Here is an 18,472-nt window from a genome sequence, read left to right as displayed (position 1 = left end):
GCCTTACTCTACGGTGACGGACGCGGGATTGGGAAGCTCGGCAAGCTGCAACAGCGTGTCGATGCGCGTTGGCGAGAAGGGCGGACGTGGCGCCGGTTGTGGCCAGTCGAACAGATAGCGAGTCGCCGCACCGCAGACCCGTCCCTGGCAGGCGCCCATGCCGCAACGGGTGTGCAGTTTGGCCTGGTTCCAGCCGGTGCAGGCCTTGAGCGCTGACAGCGCCACGTCTTCGCAACGGCAGATCAGCGTGTCGGGCGTGGCCAGATGCTTCAGTTCATCGCGCAAGGCAAAGCTGCGCCGTAACTGATCGGCGAAACCTTGCCAGCGTTGCCGCTGCGGCCAGAGTGCGCGGGCTTGCTGTATTTCACCGATGGCCATCAACCCGGCGATGGCTCCCTCGACCAATGCCCGTTCACTGCCGCCGAAACCTGTGCATTCGCCCGCGGCATAGTGTCCGTTCAGGCTACTGAGTTGGTACGCGTCGACGGCGATCGCGTCGTCCTTCAATTCACAACCGAGCGCTTGGGCCAGTTGGGTATTGGGGATCAGGCCGAAGCCGCAGGCCAGTCGCTCGCAGGGGATGTCGACGATCCGGCCCTGGCGCTTCAGGCGTACGCCTTGCAGGTGGCCGTCACCATAGGCTTCGATGACATGGCTGTCGCTGCGGTAATGCCGGTCAAACAACTGCAAGGCTTGTAGCCACTTGGCCGGCCATCGTGGCAGTTGCAGGGCAAATCCGGCGACGGCACTCAGCGACGCTTGTTCGGCGATGTGCAGTAGCTGGGCACCGGCCTTTTTCGCGGTGGCGGCGCTGGCCAGCAGCAGCGGACCACTGCCGGCGATCACCAGCCGCTCACCGGCCACCGGCATGCCGCCCTTGATCAGCGCTTGTAGCCCGCCCGCGCCGGTGACACCGGGCAAGGTCCAGCCGGGAAACGGCAGCAGCAATTCGCGGGCACCGGTGCACAGAATCAGTTGCTGGTATTCGATGATCCAACCGTGCTCAGGGTCTTCCAACAAGAGCTGTCTGGCACCGGCCAAGGCGACCACACGCGTTGAGTTGAACACCTGTACGTTACTTGCCGCCGCCAGTTTCTGACGATGAGTTTGAGCATTGGCCGGCAAGTGCGCATTGACGCCATCACGCCAGATTTGCCCGCCGGGTGCCGGGTTGTCATCGATGACGGCGATGCGTGCCGTGCTCGGTGCGGCCGCCAATGCTGCCGCCATGCCCGCAGGCCCCGCGCCGATAATCAGCAGATCGACTTTCATGGCCGGGTCTCCACGCACATGCCCGCGCGACACGCCGTCTGGCAGGCGAGACGGCGCTGACCGTCGATGTTCACCCGGCACTCCTGACAAACGCCCATCCCGCAAAAAGGTGCCCGGCGCTGACCGCTGACCGAGGTTCGACTGCAGCCGTCGCCTGCCAGATAGAGCAGCGCCGCAACCGTTGTACCGGCGTCGACCGCTACCGTGCGGCCGTCGAGACTCAATTCAATCATGCGCGTAACCCTTGTGCGGTGGTCAGGAAACGCCCCGGCAGATAAGGCGTCGGGTCGATGGCCGGAGTGGTTTTGCACAGCTGTGCGGCCAGCAGCTGCGCGCTGCCGGGAGCCGTGGTCACGCCCAGCCCTTCATGCCCGGCCGCCAGCCACAAACCCGCTTGCTGTGGATGCTCACCGAGCAGCGGCAAGCCATCGGGCGTGGCCGCGCGCAGGCCGGTCCAGCTGCGGATGGCGTTCATCCCGGCCAGCGCCGGCAAATAGTCGATTGCCCGGTGCAGCATGCGCGCCAGTACCGTGGCCTCGACGCTTAGGTCGGTGGTGTCGAACTGACGCGATGAGCCGAGAAAGATTTGCCCGGTCGGGCGTGGCTGGGCGTTGAAGGCAACCGAGGTGCCTTCGCTGGCGTGAGCACTGGTGACATACCCCAGCTCGACCAACTGATGATGGATCTTGCCGGGGTAACGGTCGGTGATCAGCAGATGACCCTTCTTCGGCCGAATCGGCAGGTCGGGGCACAGCTCGGTGACGTGAATGCCGTTGGCCAGCACCACCGCTTCGGCACGCAGCCGCTCGCCGGTGTTCAAGCGCAGTTGATTACCGTCGACCTGCGTGACCTCGACCGTGCGCCGAGTAATCCGCCCAGCGCTTTGGCTGAGCAGCCAGTGAGCGGCATTCGGCGCGTAGAGAATGCCGTCGCCGCTGACCTTCAGCGCGCCTCTCAGGCCGGGACGGAGCATCGGCTCGGCCGCGTACAGTGCACGCGGGTCGAGCATTTCGCAGGCAATGCCCTGGGCCTTGAGCGTCTGACGTTTGTGCTCGGCGCCGGCCATTTCCTCGTCATTGGCGGCCAGCCACAGCGTGCCGCAATTGCGGTAGGCGCAGCCGGGATCCAGGCGCGGTGCCCATTGTCGCCAGAGCTCGATGGAGTATTGGCTCAGCGCCAGTTCGGCCGGGTTGTCATCCATCACGACCAGGTGACCCATACCGACCGCCGTGGCGCCACCGCGCTGGCTGTCGAGCACCAGCACGTCGAGCCCGCGTTGCGCCAGCTCATAGGCACAGGCACTGCCGACAATGCCGGCACCGATGACAATGACATCGGCATTCATGAACCGATGCCCCAGACGAACGGGTCGTGTTCCTCCAGCAGCAATTGGTTCTCGCCACTCATGTGGGCGCGACCGCGAATGGTCGGAATGATGCGCTGCTCGTCGAGCCGCTCGTAACTGGCTTCGAACTGGCTACCGATCACACTGGCCTGGCGCCAGACTTCACCGGGTTGCAATTTACCGTCGGCTGCCAGGCACGCCAGCTTGGCGCTGGTGCCAGTGCCGCAAGGCGAGCGGTCGTAGGCTTTGCCGGGGCAGAGGACAAAGTTGCGACTGTCGGCCACCGGGTCGTCGGCAAACAGTTCGATGTGATCGATTTCGCCGCCGTCCTCGCCACGAATGCCCTGGTTCTCCAGCGCTTCGCGGACCGCCCAGGTGTAAGCGGTCAGGGCCTCGAGGTTGTCGCTGGCGATGCGTTGGCCGTGTTCGGCGATCAGGAAAAACCAGTTGCCGCCCCAGGCAATGTCACCACTGACTGTGCCGTAATCCGGTAACGTCAGCTGCACGGCCTTGCGGTAGCGATAAGCCGGGACATTGCGCACGCTGACCGAGCGATCCTCGTGCAAGGTCGCCTCGACCGTGCCGACCGGGGTTTCAATCCGGTGTACGCCGGGCTCGATGCGTTTGAGATAAGCCAGCGAGGCCACCAGGCCAATGGTGCCGTGACCGCACATGCCGAGGTAGCCGCTGTTGTTGAAGAAAATCACCCCGGCACAGGCACCGGGATCCTGCGGCTCGCAGAGCAGGGCGCCAACCAGCACATCGCTGCCGCGTGGCTCAAGCACCGTGGCGGCGCGCCAATGATCGTGCTCCTCGGCGAGGCGGCGCTTGCGTTCGGCCATGGAGCCTGCGCCCAGTTCCGGAAAACCGGCGATGACCAGACGTGTCGGTTCACCGCCAGTGTGAGAGTCGAGGACGTGGATACGTTTCATGAAGGGCGCCACCTTGCACAGGAAATGTCTGTGCAAGACTGGCGTTTGAGGCGCGGGATGGCTTGAGGGATTTAACCGTTACCGATGACGAAATCGGCACACTCGATCAGATCCGCGCGGGGGCGTTCGGCAGGTGTTCATAGAGCGTGCGGCACACGCCAATGATGTGCTGCTCGATCAGTTCGGCGGCTTTGTCGGCATCGCCGGCCCGGCAGGCGGCGAGAATGTCGCGGTGCTCGTGGTCCGCACGATCCTTGCCTTCGGAAAAGCTCATCTGCATGCGCAGGTAGCGTTCGACCTTGTCGTGAATCGAGCGGATCAGGTTGAGCAGGAACGGTCGCTGCGCCGGCTCGTAGAGGCAAGCATGCAGGGCCCAGTTCAATTCGGCCCAGCGGCCGATGTTGTTTTCGTCGATGAACTCGGCACAGATACTTTCGGCGCGGGCGAACGTGGCTTCGGTCATGTTCGGCACCGCCAGGCGAATCGCCTGGACTTCGAGCAGCACCCGGACTTCAAAGATCTGCGCCAGCTCGGGCTCGGAAATCTTGGTCACCACCGCGCCCTTGTTGCGCTGAAATTGCACCAGGCCTTCCGCCTCAAGGCGTTTGAGCGCTTCGCGCACGGGGATCTTGCTGACGTTGAACAGGCGGGCGATGTCGTCCTGACGGATCGGTTCGTCTTCGGCAAAATGACCGCCGATGATGGCCTCGCGCAGGTGCTTGGCGATGACTTCCGAAGCCGAGGGCGCAATCCCCAGATTGGGGGCATTGAAGCTGGGTAGAGGCACGTGAATGAGTCCCGGCAGGCGTGATGGCGAATATTGTATACGAGCGCGTCAGGGCGCCAAGCGCTTTTCCGAATGAGCGCTGGTCGTTGAGGCTTGGGTCGGCGCAGGGGTAAACTGCCCGCCCCGTGTAATGTCTGCGAGCTGGAGTCGGCAATGCGTAAAGATAAGAAACAAGTGATTGGTGACGAGATCGGCGATGCGCAGATCAAATTGTTCCTCGATTTCGAACCAATCGATGCCACTTCACCGTCCCTGCACAAACTGATCAAGGCCTACCGCGGTCTGCGTATCGACGATTTCGAGCGTTTCCTGGGGTTCTTCGTCGAGGCCGGTTACGATCTGGACGGCAAGGATGAGCACGGCAAGGACTTCATCGCCCTGATCCAGGATCAGCGCAACGCTGCTGAGTACATCGAGCTGATCAACAAGGCTCGCGGTTAAGATCAAAAGATCGCAGCCTGCGGCAGCTCCTACGGGGGTTCATATTCCCATGTAGGAGCTGCCGAAGGCTGCGATCTTTTAAAACCATAAAAAACGCCCCGCGAACGGGGCGTTTTTTATGCGCGACAATCAAGCGTAGCTTGGGGTCTCGCTGCTTTCTTCAACCAGTTCCAGCGCGACGTTGTTCTGCGCGTTGATCTTGCGATACAGCGCAGCGTCGGTTTCCAGGACCTTTTCCCGAGCCGGGAAGATTTCCGCCAGCTTGGACGCCCATTCACCCTTGGCTTTGTTCGGGAAGCAGCGTTCGATCAGCTCAAGCATGATCGACACCGTGACCGAAGCGCCAGGCGATGCACCGAGCAGCGCGGCAAGGGACCCGTCCTTGGCTGCAACCAGTTCGGTACCGAACTGCAGGATGCCGCCTTTTTTCGGGTCTTTCTTGATGATCTGCACGCGCTGGCCAGCGACTTCCAGACGCCAGTCTTCGGCCTTGGCTTGAGGGTAGAAGCGGCGCAGCGATTCCAGACGTTGTTCCATCGATTGCATCACTTCGCTGACCAGGTACTTGGTCAGGTCCATGTTGTTTTTCGCCACGGCCAGCATCGGGCCGATGTTGCCGGCGCGAACCGACATCGGCAGGTCCATGAACGAGCCGTGCTTGAGGAACTTGGTGGTGAAACCGGCGTAAGGTCCGAACAACAGGGACTTCTGGCCATCGACGACACGGGTGTCCAGGTGCGGCACGGACATCGGTGGCGAACCTACCGCTGCCTGGCTGTAGACCTTGGCCTGGTGGTGTTTGACCACTTCCGGGTTGTCGCAACGCAGCCATTGGCCGCTGATCGGGAAGCCGCCGAAGCCTTTGCTTTCTTCGACGCCCGAAGTCTGCAACAACGGCAATGCTGCGCCGCCAGCGCCGAGGAAGACGAATTTGGCGTCGACGTCACGGCTGTTGCCGGTGTTGACGTCCTTGATACTGACGGTCCAGCCGTTGCCGTTACGCTTGAGACCGGTCACGCGCTTGCAGTACTTGACCTGGGCATCGGGTGCGCTGGTCAGGTGCTTGAGCAGTTGATTGGTCAGGGCGCCGAAGTTGACGTCGGTGCCGTTCATCACGCGGGTCGCGGCGACGACTTCGTCGGCCGGACGACCAGGCATCATCAATGGCATCCATTCGGCCATTTTTGCCTTGTCTTCGGTGTACTCCATCTCGGTGAAGGCGTGGTGCTTGCTCAGCACCTTGAAACGTTCCTTGAGGAACGAAACGCCTGCCTCACCTTGCACGAAGCTCAGGTGCGGAACCGGGCTGATGAAGGATTTCGACGAGCCGAAGGTGCCTTTTCGGGTCAGGTAGGACCAGAACTGCTTCGACACCTCGAACTGGGTGTTGATGTGCACGGCTTTCTTGATGTCGACGCTGCCGTCAGCGGCCTGTGGCGTGTAGTTCAGCTCACACAGCCCGGCGTGACCGGTACCGGCGTTGTTCCACGGGTTGGAACTCTCCGCGGCACCGGAATCCATCAGCTCGACGACTTCCAGCTTGATCGCGGGGTCGAGCTCTTTGAGCAATACAGCCAGGGTGGCACTCATGATGCCGGCCCCAACCAGTACTACGTCGACTGCTTCGTTATGCGCCATTTAACGCGTCTCCAAAATCTGCAGCACCAAATTGTCGGCATAGCTGCCAGGAGTGACGGGGCATGCTCTGTAGAGCCCCGGGTCACCCACGGCCAGGATCGCCATGTCCGAATCTTCGCAATTTTTTGCAACTTCGACAGACGCTACCTACCGGGCTCAGGGTTCCTATGAACTCACTTCAGCGCGCGGGAGGCAATTCGACTTATGGTCGATACGTCCGTTTGTGCAACCAAATCCGTAGTGGACAGGCTTCAGGCTCCAGTTCTTGAGGAGTACTCGGTCCTGTGTCGTTGGGCTGTTGTAGACGCTAATGGTGCATGTTCAGACGCAAAACTATTCATTTGCTCGCCACACTCTTGTGAAGTTGTGAAAACCCGTTTTTTTCACGCTCTTTTGAAGACGTGAACCTCAAAAAAGGGCTGTCCCAGCCTGGCACTGTGCCCGGATGGATTGCCGCCATGGGATACAGGGCAGGCAAAACGGGCAAACAGCTCAGTGACCGAGCGTAACGACAGCTCTGGCAGATTCGCGAAAAGTGGTGGTTTGCAGGATAAACAGCAAGCTCGCCAGCTTCACTCGATCTGTGTGGGCGGCTCTCTGTGGGCGGTGCGGGGGAGCTGATACTCGCGTATCAGCGATGCTGCGAGGCCCGATCAGGAGACGTCCTTATAATCGGGGGGAGATTGTAGCGAAGAAACGCAGGGAAATGGTCGTGTTTAATGACTTTTATTAGCCGTTCGGTCAGATGGACTGAACCGTCTGCAACCGTGCGTGAGGAGTGCGCGGGCTCAGGCAGGCGCTGGCCGGTAGCGGCGGGTGTAACCCGTTGAGGCGTTTTTCTTCGATATCCACCCGCAAGTTAGCAGTGCGGCATGACACTGAGGTTACCGAGCGCCCGCAAGCGCAGACTTTGCAGAAGTCTTCAGCAAGTGTTCCGGGTTGCTGGTTTGAAGCGCGTGCCCACCGCTATACTGCTGATCAGTTCGTTTTTGTATCTGGAGAGTCGCGCATGTTGCAACGCCTGTTGTTCGGTTTGATCACTGTGACCAGTTTGACCCTGGTTGGCTGCGCCAACAGCCCGCAACAACTAGCCCCGGAGCCTAAGCTCACGACGCAGCTGGCGCCGGTCGGGCATGGTCAGCCGGTGGTGGTGAGGGTGGTCGATGGCCGTCCGTCGCCAACGTTGGGCACCCGTGGTGGCCTGTACCCTGAAACCAGCGCAATCACGGTGCAAGGTGCGCAAATTCTGCCGAAGTTGCAGGCTCAGGCCGAGGCGGCTGTGCGTCTGTTGGGGTTCACCCCGACGCCCAACGCTTACAACGCGCCGCAGTTGACGGTGACGCTGGCAGAACTGAGCTATCAGTCGCCCAAAGAGGGCATGTATGTGACTGAGGCGACTATTGGCGCGGCTTTCCGCTCTGATGTGCAGAACGCCAACCATCGTTACAGTGGTCGTTATGCGGCGTCGCTGAATCAGCGTTTTGGTATGGCGCCGAATCAGGAAACCAACACCAAGCTGGTGAGCGATGTGTTGAGCGATGCGTTGACCCGGTTGTTCAAGGATCCGACGGTGGGTCAGATGCTCGGCGAATAACGGTTCGCTGTATTCAATAAACCCGGTGTCAGTGATGGCGCCGGGTTTTTTGTGTCTGCTGGTTTTTTTGGGGCTTTCTGTGGGAGCGGGCTTGCTCGCGAAGGCGGCCTGACAGCCGGCCAATCTCCCGCAGACGTACACCAATCAAAACTGTGGGAGCGAGCTTGCTCGCGATAGCGGCCTGATAGCCGACTAATCTCTTGCAGGTGTACATATCCGTTGCTGCGGTAACGGCCACTTAGGGTTCCGCCCTTACGGCGTGTCACTTTTGCAGACGCCCAAAAGTAACCAAAACGCTTCGCCCCAAGCGTCCGGCCCCTCGCTTAGGCTCGGCGTTCCCTCGCTCCGGCGTCCATCAGGGGGCATCGCCTCCGGTCGGCTTCGCTTCGACCTCCTCTCGATGTGTCCGGCTGCGCCGTACGGCGCTGCGCGCCAACCCCCTGCTGAACACCTCCACTCAGCCTCCCGAAGGGGCGGGTGGATCAAGAGCAACAGCACGGCGGCCTGACAGCCGGCCTGAGTGGTTGGGGCATGGCTAGGTGATATCTGTAGGAGCTGCCGCAGGCTGCGATCTTTTGACTTTGGCTTTTTGACGGGGTACCGCGGCTTCTAGGCCGCTTCTACATAAAAATCCAGCATGCTCACGCCGGTCAGCAGGTCGGTTTCCGGCAGGTCGGCGTGTTGGTGGCCGCTCAGGGCGCAGTAGACGAGCCAGTGGCGGTCCTGGACGTTGAAGGCGAGGCTGCCGACGAGGTTTTGTTGTTCGTCGCTGGGGGTGATCAGGTAGAGGCAATCCTGGTTTTCTGCGTGCAACATGACAGGCTCCGTGTCGGTTTCTAGGGGCGACAGACTGGCTCGTTAAGGTGACGTTCAGGTGACAGCGCACATTAATCAGTAAATTACCGGTCACTGGATTGCAGAGCACAGGGCGTAAAAAACGTCTGTCCGATGACAGCGGTTTTCAGGTCACAGGTGCTTTTTTTATGTGAGGGTCATGATGTCGCTGTACATGAGCTGGTCTGCTGTCAGTGCCCATCCCGGGAGTCTGATGAATTTATTCGCGTTGTTGATCGCCTTGCCCGGTGCCTGGCTGTTGCACGCGACCCGTCGCCGCGAACAGCGGGCGCTGGAGAATCTGGCGGCGCAAAGCGCGGTACGGGCGATCGATGAACCGATGCTGTTTCTGGACTCCGCGACCTTGCGCATGAACCGGTTTTTCTACCGATTCGGCTTTGTCTGCCTGGCCTTGGCGCTACTGCTGTCGTGGATCAGCAGGCATTTTTGAGGTTTGCATCACCCATGAAAACGGCGCCCTGAGGCGCCGTTTTTGTATTCAGTCCAACCTTACAGCGGCAAACCCGCTTTGACCCGGTACTGATTGCGTACCGGTGTTGCGTATTGCAGCACCAGGAACGGCCGATGTTCCTCGGGGCAGGCGTCGAGACGGCTTTGCCATTCTTGCCGGGCCTTGGCCAGCTCCTCGGCCGAGAACAACTGCGCAGCGCTTGGCACTTGCAGGTGCAGGTCAGCGTTGCTCCATTGGGCGTACGCCAGGTAGTGCACCGGGAACAACCGGTAACCGCCGAGGATCTGCCGGTCCATCTCGATTGCCAATTGCTTGGTGTCTTCGAACAGCTCGTTGATCGGTGCGGCGAAGTTCACGTGGACCCGGCCTTTGTAGCCGGTGATGCCTTTGGCGATGCTCGCATCATCCTCACCGGGCACCTTGGTGTAGCTGCCGGTGGTGGCGCGGATGTACAGCTCGCGGGCCTTGGCCTGATCGCACGGGTCGTACTCGTAGCTGATCGACACCGGGGTCAGGTTCAGCGACTGGATGACCTTGCCAAACGGCTCGTCCTTGCGGCTCATGTGGAACATCTTGAGGATCGCCGACTCGGTACGGTCGTCACCGTCCTTGGCGCGGCCTTCGGCCTGGGCGATCCAGATCGACTGACAGTCGCTGCGGATCGAGTGATTGATGTAGGCCGACAGCAACTGATACGCCGCCATCTTTTCGCGACGACCGCTGATGGAGCGGTGCACGATAAAGCTTTTGTTCAGGCGCATCAGATCGCTGACAAAGGGCTTTTGCAGCAGGTTGTCACCAATCGCGATGCGCGGCGTCGGCAGGCCTGCGTGATAGATCGCGTAGTTGACGAAGGCCGGGTCCATCACGATGTCGCGGTGGTTGGCCAGAAACAGATAAGCGCTGCCGGTCTTGAATTGTTCGACGCCGGTATAGGTCACGCCGTCGGTGGCCCGCTCGATGGTGTGGTCCACATAAAACTCGACCTTGTCCTGCAAGGTCGCCACCGAACTGATGCCGGCAAACTCACGGCGCAGCCGATAAGCTATAAGTGGTTTGAGCATCCAGCCGAAAGCACCGGCAAAACGCGGGAAGCGGAAGTGGGTGAGGATATCTAGAAACGCCTGGTCGCCCAGCAATCGTGCCAGCACTGCTGGGACTTCGCTGTCGTCGTAAGGTCGGATGGCATCGAATTCGCCCATCATGCTCTCTTGTTAGAAACGGCTAGGGTAAGTAATGGATTAGATCGATTACGGCAGGAGTACAGTCTGAAAAAACGCTCATACAAAAATGGCCCTGCAAATAGACCGGCGATTATACGCACAAGTCACTTGGGAGACCGCGATGCTGGAAACCGAGCGCTACGAATGTCCTTATTGTGGTGAAGAGGCAGAGGCCGTTCTGGATTTGTCGGGAGGGGATCAGACGTATATCGAGGATTGCCCCGTGTGTTGTCGGCCGATCAAATTTACGCTGCAAACTGATGGTCATGAATGGATGCTCGAAGTTCACAGCGAAAACGAGTGAAGGGTGGCTTCTATGCAGCGCATTTACGATCCGGAAAACCTGATGGAAGGCGAGTTGCTGCAAGGCATGCTGGCCAGCGAAGGGGTCGAGGCGCATCTGGTGGGGCGTGATCTGCTGGGTGGCGCGGGTGAATTGCCGGTGTTCGGGCTGCTTGGGTTGGCGGTGGATAACGATCAGGCGCAATACGCGCGCGAGTTGATCGCTGCGTACAATGCCGCGCTGCCGATGCCCGGTGACGAGCCGGATAGCTTTCCCGACGTCCTGGTCTGTTAGGCTGGCGTCCGTTTTCGTTCAGAGTCGTGTTGCCCCATGTGTGGACGTTTTGCCCTGTTTCGTTGGAACCCCGCGTTCGCGGCCTTGCCCGGCTTCCCGGCCGATCAGCAGGCACAGTGGAATATTTCGCCCAATGATTCGGTGCTGATCCTGCGCGCCGAAGCGGGCCAGCGCACGCTTGCCCGCGCACGTTGGGGGCTGACGCCGCCGTGGCTGACCGACTTGTCGAAGACCCCGGCCCATGCCCGGGCAGAGACCGTCGCCGAGCAGCCGATGTTTCGCGAGGCCTTCCGTCAACGCCGCTGCCTGTTACCGGCCAACGGGTTCTACGAATGGCGCGGCACCACCCGCAAGCGCCCGTACTGGCTAACGCCGGGAGAAGGTTCGGCATTGTTTTTTGCGGCGATCTGGGAAGCGTATCCGGTGCAGGAACAGGTGTGGTTGAGCACTGCGGTGGTGACTCAGGCAGCCTCGAATCAGCGTCGTCCGTTGATTCTCGATGCAGCAGGTCAGGAAGCCTGGCTCAACCCCGACACCCCGTTGCACACCTTGCAGGCGCTGCTCGCCAGCGAACCTGCCGTATTGCGTGAGCGGGTGCTGGCGAACCTGGTGAACGATCCGAAGCTCAATGCGCCGGAATGCCTGACGCCGGGCTAGCCAGCCTGATCGTTTCCACTCCCGCGTGGGAATGCATCCCGTGACGCTTGTATGTTTGGACTTGAAGGGGGGATGTATCGGGAAATGCCGTGCTACACGTCTGTTGTATCTGGCGCCGATACATTGCACCGCCTAGGATACGCGCCATGTTTCCAGGGAGCGTATTCATGAATAAAACATTGGTTTTGTGTGCGCTGAGCGCAAGTCTGCTGCTCAGTGGTTGTCAGTCGGTCAACACCACCAACGGTGGCGCGGTGGGTGTGGAGCGCTCGCAGTGGATGTTCAGCATGCTGTCGACCGATGAGGTCAATCAGATGTATGCCCAGTCCTACCAAAAGACCGTGGGTGAGGCGAGTAACAAGGGTGTGCTGGACAAATCCAGTAAAGAGGCCAGGCGGGTTCAGGCGATTGCCGATCGGCTGATCGCCCAGGCGCCGACTTTTCGCCCGGACGCGGCGCAATGGAAGTGGGAGGTCAACCTGATCAAGAGTGACGAACTCAACGCCAACTGTGGTCCTGGCGGCAAGATCATTTTCTACACCGGGATCATTGACACGCTGAAGCTCACCGACGATGAAATCGCCGCGATCATGGGCCATGAAATTGCCCACGCCTTGCGTGAGCATGGTCGTGAAGCGATGTCCAAGGCCTATGGCATCGAAATGGCCAAGCAGGGCGCGGGTGCCTTGCTCGGGTTGGGCCAGGACACCCTGGCACTGGCCGATACGGTGGCCAACTATGGCATGACGTTGCCCAACAGCCGTGCCAACGAAAACGAAGCCGATCTGATCGGTCTGGAGCTGGCCGCCCGCGCCGGTTACGACCCGAACGCGGCGATCACTCTGTGGGACAAAATGAGCAAGGTTTCCGAAGGCTCGCCGCCTGAGTTCATGAGCACTCACCCAGCCTCCAGCAGCCGGATCGAGTCGCTTCAGGCAGCGATTCCGAAAGTCATGCCGCTTTACCTGAAGGCCAAAAAGTCCTGATGGTTTTATATCGTCAGTAATGGCCTCATCGCGAGCAATCGAGCGTCGACCGGCTGCTCCCACATTTGATCTTTGGTGTACACGGGACCAGTGTGGGAGCGAGCTTGCTCGCGATGAACGATAACGCGGTCTACCGACCTACCACGTCAGATCCACCCGCTGCTTTGCATCGCCTTGTACACCGCAACGATGGCAAGAATGAAGAACGCCGACGCGGCCAGGCGACGGATCAGGGTCAGGGGCAGTTTGTCCGCCGCAAAATTACCCGCCAGCACTACCGGCACGTTGGCAATCAGCATGCCGAGCGTGGTGCCGATGATTACCAGCCACAGCTCAGGGTACTGAGCGGCAAGCATCACGGTGGCGATCTGGGTCTTGTCACCGATTTCCGCGAGGAAGAACGCAATCAGCGTGGTCAGGAACGGCCCGAACTTGCGTGCGGTGCTGGCTTCGTCGTCATCCATCTTGTCTGGCACCAGGGTCCACAGCGCCGTCGCGGTAAAGCTCGCGGCGAGGATCCAGTGCAGCGTCGCATCCGAGAAGAAACTCCCGAACCAGGCACCAACGGCACCCGCTGCCGCGTGGTTGGCCAGGGTTGCCGCGACGATACCGGCGATGATCGGCCAGGGTTTGCGAAAGCGTGCGGCGAGAATGAGCGCGAGCAATTGCGTCTTGTCGCCGATTTCGGCCAAGGCAACGACTGCGGTAGGAACGAGTAGAGAATCCAGCATCAGGGTTTTCCTAAGGGGCGGGTCGACACGGCTATGACACGTACAACCTCCCCGCCCCGGGTAAGGTGTGCGTGTCATAGGTCTTGTCAAACCCTGCGATCCTCTGTGCGGACGCTTGGGTCGCATACGCCATGGTCTGTTGACCAAGTATGTTGACGTATGCCGGACGAGCATGGCGCTCGTGGGAGACTACTCCCCTAGGACGGAGCGGATTCTGCCTAGGCAGAATCCATTCGGCAAGTGCTAATTTCTAGCCGCGCTTGGCTCGATAAATTCGAAAACCCTGACCTTCGGCCTTGATCGCGCACACACCGAGATGCTCCTCGATCAGTGGTTGATACTTCAGGAAGCTGTTGGCTACCAGGCGCAGTTCGCCGCCGTTTTTCAGGTGTTTGGCTGCTTTTCGCAGCAAGTTCTCGGTGGCGTGATAATCGGTGTGTACCCCGACATGGAATGGCGGATTGCTCAGGATCGCGCTCAAACCCATTGGTGCGGCGTCGATGCCATCGCCGGTCAGCACTTCGGCCTCCAGACCGTTGGCGGCCAATGTCAGGCGACTGCTGGCCGCGGCGAACGCATCAACGTCGAGCAGGGTGACGGTGTTGTGTGGATAACGCCGTTTCACCGCCGCGCCCAAAACGCCGGCACCGCAACCGAAGTCCAGCAAGTGACCGCTCGGCAGTTTGTCCAGGTGTTCGAGCAGCAGGGCGCTGCCGCGATCCAGTCGACCGTGACTGAACACGCCCGGCAGGCTGATGACTTTCAGCGGGCCTTCAGCCAGCGGCAGTTCGTATTCCTGCGCCAGGCTCTCGAGGGATTTAGCCTCGGGCGCATTGGCCACGGTTACCTGCCAGAGCTGGCAATGGCGTGCGCTGTCGAGCTTGCGCGGTTTGCCGAAGGGGCTCAGCTGTTTGGCCGCACCTTCGATGCCGCTGCGCTTTTCACCCACCAGGTACAGTTCACGCCCGGCCAGGCGCGAGGCGAGGGCGTTGAGGATGTAGTCGGTCAACTCCTTGGATTTGGGCAGAAACACCACGGCGGTTTCAAATTCACGGCTCGGCGCATGCACGCCAAAGTGGCTGCGCTCGGCAAAGCGTGCGTCTAGCGCCGCTTGGTCACCTGCATGCCAGCACCAGCCGTGGGCGTTGGGCAATTTGCCCAGCAGGTCATCGGCGGGCAAACCGGCCAGCAACAACTCGCCTTGAAACAACTCAGCCTGACGAAGCAGTACTTCACTGCGCGGATCCATACTCTGCTCCTTGAAAAAAAGTGCGGCAGTTTATCAACTGACGACCCGCAGCGCTGTAGCGCTGAAAAAGCCTTGGGCGTTTTCGGTCAGTTGACCGACGATCCGTTGCCGCGCCTCGCGGCTGCCCCAGGCGTTGTGCGGGGTGACGATCAAGCGCGGGATGTCGGCGGCCAACAATGGATTGCCAGCGGTGGGGGGCTCGACACTCAGCACGTCGGTCGCCGCGCCGCCCAGATGACCGTTGCGCAACGCATCGGCCAAGGCCTGTTCATCAATCAAGCCACCGCGTGCGGTGTTGACCACAAACGCACCGGGTTTGAGCAGCGCCAGTTCGCGGGCGCCGATGAAGTTACGGGTATGTTCATTGAGCGGGCAGTGCAGGGTCAGCGCGTCGATTTGCGGTAGTAGCTCATCCAGTGGCAAACGGTCGGCGCGGGCCGGGCGTCCTGGCAGTTGGCCGAGCAACACGCGCATGCCAAAGGCCTCGGCCAGCCGCGCAACGGCGCCACCCAATTCACCATGGCCGAGCAGGCCAAGGGTTTTGCCTTCGAGCTCGATGATCGGGAAATCCAGCAGGCAGAACTGTTTGGCCTGCTGCCAGCGACCTTCGCCGACGGCTTTCTGATAGTCGCTCAGACGGGTGGCCAGGTTGAGCAGCAACATGATCGTGTGCTGCGCCACCGACGGCGTGCCGTAACCCTGGCAGTTGCTCACGGTAATCCCTTGGGCGCGGGCAGCGGCCAGGTCGACGTTGTTGGTGCCGGTGGCAGCGATCAGGATCAGCTTCAGTTCGGGGCAGGCTTTGAGGGTTTCGGCGTTCAGCAGGACTTTATTGCTGATCGCCACGCTGGCGCCTTGCAGCCGTTCGACGATGTTGTCAGGCGTGGTCAGTGAGCGCAGCTGCAAGTCATCGAAGCACTGCTGTAATCCACTGAGGTCGAGGTCGCCGAGGTCCAGGGAACTGTGGTCGAGGAATACGGCGCGGCGATGGTTCGTCATTAACTGTACCTTTTGCACGTGAGTCTGAAGGCGTAATCTGCCGAGCCTACCAGATGAAACAAGTCGTTACGCTTGGCCTAAAGGAGCCCCCTATGTACTGGACCGAGTTTTTGACCGTCGCCCTGATTCACCTGCTTGCCGTGGCAAGCCCAGGCCCGGACTTTGCCGTGGTGGTGCGTGAGGCGGTGACCCACGGCCGTCGTGCCGGGACCTGGACGGCGCTGGGCGTCGGCTCGGCGATCTTCCTGCACGTGGGCTACTCGTTGCTCGGTATCGGCCTGATCGTGTCGCAGTCGATCGTGCTGTTCAATGCGCTGAAATGGCTGGCGGCCGCCTACCTGCTGTACATCGGCTTCAAGGCCTTGCGCGCGCAAGCGGCCAAACCTGCGACCGAAGACCTGCACAAGGAAGCCGGCGAGCGCACCGCACGCGGGGCGTTCACCGCAGGGTTCGTGACCAACGGCCTGAACCCGAAAGCCACGCTGTTCTTCCTGTCGCTGTTCACCGTGGTGATCAGCCCGCAAACACCGCTGGCGATTCAGGCCGGTTACGGCGTTTACCTGGCAGCGGCCACTGCGATCTGGTTCTGCCTGGTGGCGATGCTGTTCAGCCAACAGCGCGTACGCGCCGGTTTTGCCCGCATGGGTCACTGGTTCGACCGCACGATGGGCGTGGTGCTGATCGCTATCGGCGTGAAGCTGGCCTTTACCGAGATGCATTGATCGGGATTCGCTCGTAGGAGCTGCCGAAGGCTGCGATCTTTTGGCGTTTTCAATTACGCCGAAGATCAAAAGATCGCAGCCTGCGGCAGCTCCTACGGTTGATTGCGTGGTGGCAGGAAGGATGCTGGCGCAAAGCTAGCATTTGTACGGCTCCGCAAATCATCCCTTTGGCTGATTTAGCTGGCGCTCAGGCTGACTAAAGTGCATATCTTTCAGCCCAGACCGTGCAGTCAGATAAAGGGATGCTTATGTTGCAGACTCGCGTTATTCCGCCAGCCAAAGGCGCTTATCAATACCCACTGTTGATCAAGCGGTTGCTGATGTCCGGCAGTCGCTACGAGAAAACCCGCGAGATCGTTTACCGCGACCAGTTGCGCTATAGCTACCCGACCCTCATCGAGCGTGTCGCACGGCTGGCCAACGTGCTCACGGCCGCCGGGGTCAAGGCCGGGGATACCGTGGCGGTGATGGATTGGGACAGCCATCGCTACCTGGAGTGCATGTTCGCCATCCCGATGATCGGTGCGGTGATCCACACCATCAACGTGCGCCTGTCACCCGAGCAGATCCTCTACACCATGAACCACGCCGAGGACCGCTTCGTGCTGGTCAACAGTGAGTTCGTCGGGCTGTACCAGGCGATTGCCGGGCACCTGACCACGGTCGAGAAAACCCTGCTGCTCACCGACTTGCCGGAGAAAACCGCCGATCTGCCTAATCTGGTGGGCGAGTACGAGCAACTGCTGGCCGCCGCGAGCCCGCAGTACAGCTTCGAAGATTTCGACGAAAACTCGGTGGCGACCACCTTCTATACCACCGGCACTACCGGCAATCCGAAGGGCGTGTATTTCACCCATCGGCAACTGGTGCTGCACACCATGGGCGTGTCGACGATCATGGGCAGCATCGACAGCGTGCGCCTGCTGGGCACCAACGACGTGTACATGCCGATCACGCCGATGTTCCACGTGCATGCCTGGGGCTTGCCGTACGTGGCGACGATGCTGGGGCTCAAGCAGGTTTACCCCGGCCGTTACGACCCGGAATACCTGGTCGAGTTGTGGCGCAAGGAGAAGGTCAGCTTCTCCCATTGCGTGCCGACCATCCTGCAAATGGTCCTCAATTCCAAGGCCGCGCAAGGCACGGATTTCGGCGGCTGGAAAATCGTCATCGGCGGCAGCGCCCTGAACCGTGCGCTGTACGAAGCGGCCAAGGCCAAGGGCATTCAGTTGACCGCCGCCTATGGCATGTCGGAAACCGGGCCGCTGGTGTCCTGCGCTCACCTCAACGATGAGCTGATGGCCGGCACCGAAGATGAGCGCACCACGTATCGCATCAAGGCCGGCGTGCCAGGCCCCTTGGTCGACGCGGCGATCATCGATGCTGACGGTCACTTCCTGCCGGCGGACGGCGAGTCCCAGGGCGAACTGGTGCTGCGTGCGCCTTGGCTCACCGAGGGTTATTTCAACGAGCCGCAGAAGGGCGAAGAGCTCTGGGCCGGGGGCTGGCTGCACACCGGTGACGTGGCGACCCTCGACAGCATGGGGGTGATCGACATCCGCGACCGGATCAAGGACGTGATCAAGACCGGTGGCGAGTGGATCTCCTCGCTGGACCTCGAAGACCTGATCAGCCGCCATCCGGCGGTACGCGAAGTAGCAGTGGTCGGTATCCCGGATCCGCAATGGGGCGAGCGCCCGTTTGCCTTGCTGGTGCTCCGTGAAAGCCATGCGATTGGGGCCAAAGAGCTCAAGGAACACCTCAAGCCTTTCGTCGAGTTGGGGCACCTGAGCAAGTGGGCCATCCCGAGCCAGATCGCCCTTGTTACTGAAATTCCCAAGACCAGTGTCGGCAAGCTCGACAAGAAGCGCATCCGCGTCGACATCACGCAATGGCAAGCCAACAACAGCACCTTCCTTTCGACGCTTTAAGCGTCCTTTGCCGTGCCCGAAAGGGCCCGGCAAGCCCACCAAGCAAGCGCTTGACTTGTTTATTCCGAGTTATCAGCCATCC

20 protein-coding genes and 1 riboswitch are annotated in these 18,472 nt (G+C 60.6%); of the genes, 9 read left to right on the top strand and 11 right to left on the bottom strand.

Translation table 11 applies throughout. The annotated features are described in order from the left end of the window. Nucleotides 1–3: 3 nt before the first annotated feature. The 5 genes from AC1RPZ_RS07645 to AC1RPZ_RS07625 all read right to left on the bottom strand — a co-directional run bounded on the left by AC1RPZ_RS07645 (nt 4) and on the right by AC1RPZ_RS07625 (nt 4,336). Nucleotides 4–1,272 carry an FAD-dependent oxidoreductase gene (locus AC1RPZ_RS07645; RefSeq protein ID WP_493136358.1) on the bottom strand — a complete coding sequence of 423 codons (1,269 nt, stop codon included), beginning with the start codon at nt 1,270–1,272 and terminating at the stop codon, nt 4–6. Next, complete coding sequence (locus AC1RPZ_RS07640) at nt 1,269–1,505, bottom strand: (2Fe-2S)-binding protein (RefSeq protein ID WP_493136356.1); 237 nt, start codon at nt 1,503–1,505, stop codon at nt 1,269–1,271. Before AC1RPZ_RS07640 ends, AC1RPZ_RS07645 begins: the two co-directional genes overlap by 4 nt. Continuing rightward, complete coding sequence (locus AC1RPZ_RS07635) at nt 1,502–2,617, bottom strand: NAD(P)/FAD-dependent oxidoreductase (RefSeq protein WP_493136355.1); 1,116 nt, start codon at nt 2,615–2,617, stop codon at nt 1,502–1,504. Before AC1RPZ_RS07635 ends, AC1RPZ_RS07640 begins: the two co-directional genes overlap by 4 nt. Beyond that, nucleotides 2,614–3,549, bottom strand: a complete 936-nt coding sequence (locus AC1RPZ_RS07630) for a 4-hydroxyproline epimerase (RefSeq protein WP_493136353.1) — start codon at nt 3,547–3,549, stop codon at nt 2,614–2,616. The genes AC1RPZ_RS07635 and AC1RPZ_RS07630 overlap by 4 nt, the downstream gene beginning before the upstream one ends. A gap of 106 nt (nt 3,550–3,655) precedes the next feature. After that, nucleotides 3,656–4,336 carry a GntR family transcriptional regulator gene (locus tag AC1RPZ_RS07625; protein WP_401121546.1) on the bottom strand — a complete coding sequence of 227 codons (681 nt, stop codon included), beginning with the start codon at nt 4,334–4,336 and terminating at the stop codon, nt 3,656–3,658. Between the two features lie 153 nt (nt 4,337–4,489). Between AC1RPZ_RS07625 and AC1RPZ_RS07620 the strand changes: the two genes are divergently transcribed. Next, nucleotides 4,490–4,777 carry a PA4642 family protein gene (locus AC1RPZ_RS07620; protein WP_493136351.1) on the top strand — a complete coding sequence of 96 codons (288 nt, stop codon included), beginning with the start codon at nt 4,490–4,492 and terminating at the stop codon, nt 4,775–4,777. Nucleotides 4,778–4,906: 129 nt separating this feature from the next. On the opposite strand, the gene mqo is transcribed toward AC1RPZ_RS07620, so the two are convergent. Beyond that, entirely contained in the window at nt 4,907–6,415 is a 1,509-nt protein-coding gene (gene mqo / locus AC1RPZ_RS07615; protein WP_493136350.1) for a malate dehydrogenase (quinone), read from the bottom strand. A 1,009-nt stretch (nt 6,416–7,424) separates the two neighbouring features. Here mqo and AC1RPZ_RS07610 point away from each other — a divergent pair. Then, entirely contained in the window at nt 7,425–8,009 is a 585-nt protein-coding gene (locus AC1RPZ_RS07610; RefSeq protein WP_401121540.1) for a YajG family lipoprotein, read from the top strand. Nucleotides 8,010–8,618: 609 nt separating this feature from the next. Here the strand turns inward: AC1RPZ_RS07610 and AC1RPZ_RS07605 are convergent. After that, the gene (locus AC1RPZ_RS07605; protein ID WP_493136347.1) at nt 8,619–8,825 is read right to left on the bottom strand and encodes a hypothetical protein; all 207 of its coding nucleotides are present in this window, start codon (nt 8,823–8,825) and stop codon (nt 8,619–8,621) included. Nucleotides 8,826–9,006: 181 nt separating this feature from the next. Here AC1RPZ_RS07605 and AC1RPZ_RS07600 point away from each other — a divergent pair, with 181 nt between their 5' ends. Next, nucleotides 9,007–9,294 (top strand): hypothetical protein, encoded by a 288-nt coding sequence (locus AC1RPZ_RS07600; protein WP_493136452.1) that lies wholly within the window; start codon nt 9,007–9,009, stop codon nt 9,292–9,294. A gap of 59 nt (nt 9,295–9,353) precedes the next feature. Here the strand turns inward: AC1RPZ_RS07600 and AC1RPZ_RS07595 are convergent, their stop codons facing one another. Further along, complete coding sequence (locus AC1RPZ_RS07595) at nt 9,354–10,520, bottom strand: 1-acyl-sn-glycerol-3-phosphate acyltransferase (protein ID WP_493136345.1); 1,167 nt, start codon at nt 10,518–10,520, stop codon at nt 9,354–9,356. A gap of 139 nt (nt 10,521–10,659) precedes the next feature. Here AC1RPZ_RS07595 and AC1RPZ_RS07590 point away from each other — a divergent pair, with 139 nt between their 5' ends. The 4 genes from AC1RPZ_RS07590 to AC1RPZ_RS07575 all read left to right on the top strand — a co-directional run bounded on the left by AC1RPZ_RS07590 (nt 10,660) and on the right by AC1RPZ_RS07575 (nt 12,758). Then, on the top strand, nt 10,660–10,842 hold the full coding sequence (locus AC1RPZ_RS07590; protein ID WP_493136344.1) for a CPXCG motif-containing cysteine-rich protein: 183 nt from the start codon (nt 10,660–10,662) through the stop codon (nt 10,840–10,842). Nucleotides 10,843–10,854: 12 nt separating this feature from the next. Then, entirely contained in the window at nt 10,855–11,115 is a 261-nt protein-coding gene (locus AC1RPZ_RS07585; RefSeq protein ID WP_019693603.1) for a putative signal transducing protein, read from the top strand. Nucleotides 11,116–11,151: 36 nt separating this feature from the next. After that, complete coding sequence (locus AC1RPZ_RS07580) at nt 11,152–11,772, top strand: SOS response-associated peptidase (protein ID WP_493136341.1); 621 nt, start codon at nt 11,152–11,154, stop codon at nt 11,770–11,772. Between the two features lie 167 nt (nt 11,773–11,939). Beyond that, nucleotides 11,940–12,758, top strand: coding sequence for a M48 family metallopeptidase (locus tag AC1RPZ_RS07575; RefSeq protein ID WP_493136339.1), 819 nt, complete (start codon nt 11,940–11,942; stop codon nt 12,756–12,758). Nucleotides 12,759–12,904: 146 nt separating this feature from the next. Here AC1RPZ_RS07575 and AC1RPZ_RS07570 read toward each other — a convergent pair whose 3' ends face one another. The 3 genes from AC1RPZ_RS07570 to AC1RPZ_RS07560 form a co-directional block, all read right to left on the bottom strand. Then, entirely contained in the window at nt 12,905–13,489 is a 585-nt protein-coding gene (locus AC1RPZ_RS07570; RefSeq protein WP_401121528.1) for a TMEM165/GDT1 family protein, read from the bottom strand. An 88-nt stretch (nt 13,490–13,577) separates the two neighbouring features. Continuing rightward, a riboswitch (yybP-ykoY riboswitch) is annotated at nt 13,578–13,700 on the bottom strand. A gap of 39 nt (nt 13,701–13,739) precedes the next feature. Next, complete coding sequence (locus AC1RPZ_RS07565) at nt 13,740–14,738, bottom strand: methyltransferase (protein WP_493136337.1); 999 nt, start codon at nt 14,736–14,738, stop codon at nt 13,740–13,742. 33 nt (nt 14,739–14,771) lie between these two features. Then, the gene (locus AC1RPZ_RS07560) at nt 14,772–15,737 is read right to left on the bottom strand and encodes a 2-hydroxyacid dehydrogenase (RefSeq protein ID WP_493136335.1); all 966 of its coding nucleotides are present in this window, start codon (nt 15,735–15,737) and stop codon (nt 14,772–14,774) included. A gap of 92 nt (nt 15,738–15,829) precedes the next feature. Between AC1RPZ_RS07560 and AC1RPZ_RS07555 the strand changes: the two genes are divergently transcribed. Together AC1RPZ_RS07555 and AC1RPZ_RS07550 are read left to right on the top strand one after the other, a co-directional pair. Next, on the top strand, nt 15,830–16,459 hold the full coding sequence (locus AC1RPZ_RS07555) for a LysE family translocator (protein ID WP_493136333.1): 630 nt from the start codon (nt 15,830–15,832) through the stop codon (nt 16,457–16,459). 248 nt (nt 16,460–16,707) lie between these two features. Then, nucleotides 16,708–18,390, top strand: a complete 1,683-nt coding sequence (locus AC1RPZ_RS07550) for a fatty acid--CoA ligase (protein WP_493136331.1) — start codon at nt 16,708–16,710, stop codon at nt 18,388–18,390. Nucleotides 18,391–18,472 lie beyond the last annotated feature (82 nt).

Source organism: Pseudomonas sp. GW822-FHT02D10 (assembly GCF_058802345.1).
The sequence above is the reverse complement of the archived record's forward strand: the minus strand, read 5'-3'. Positions and strand labels throughout refer to the sequence as shown.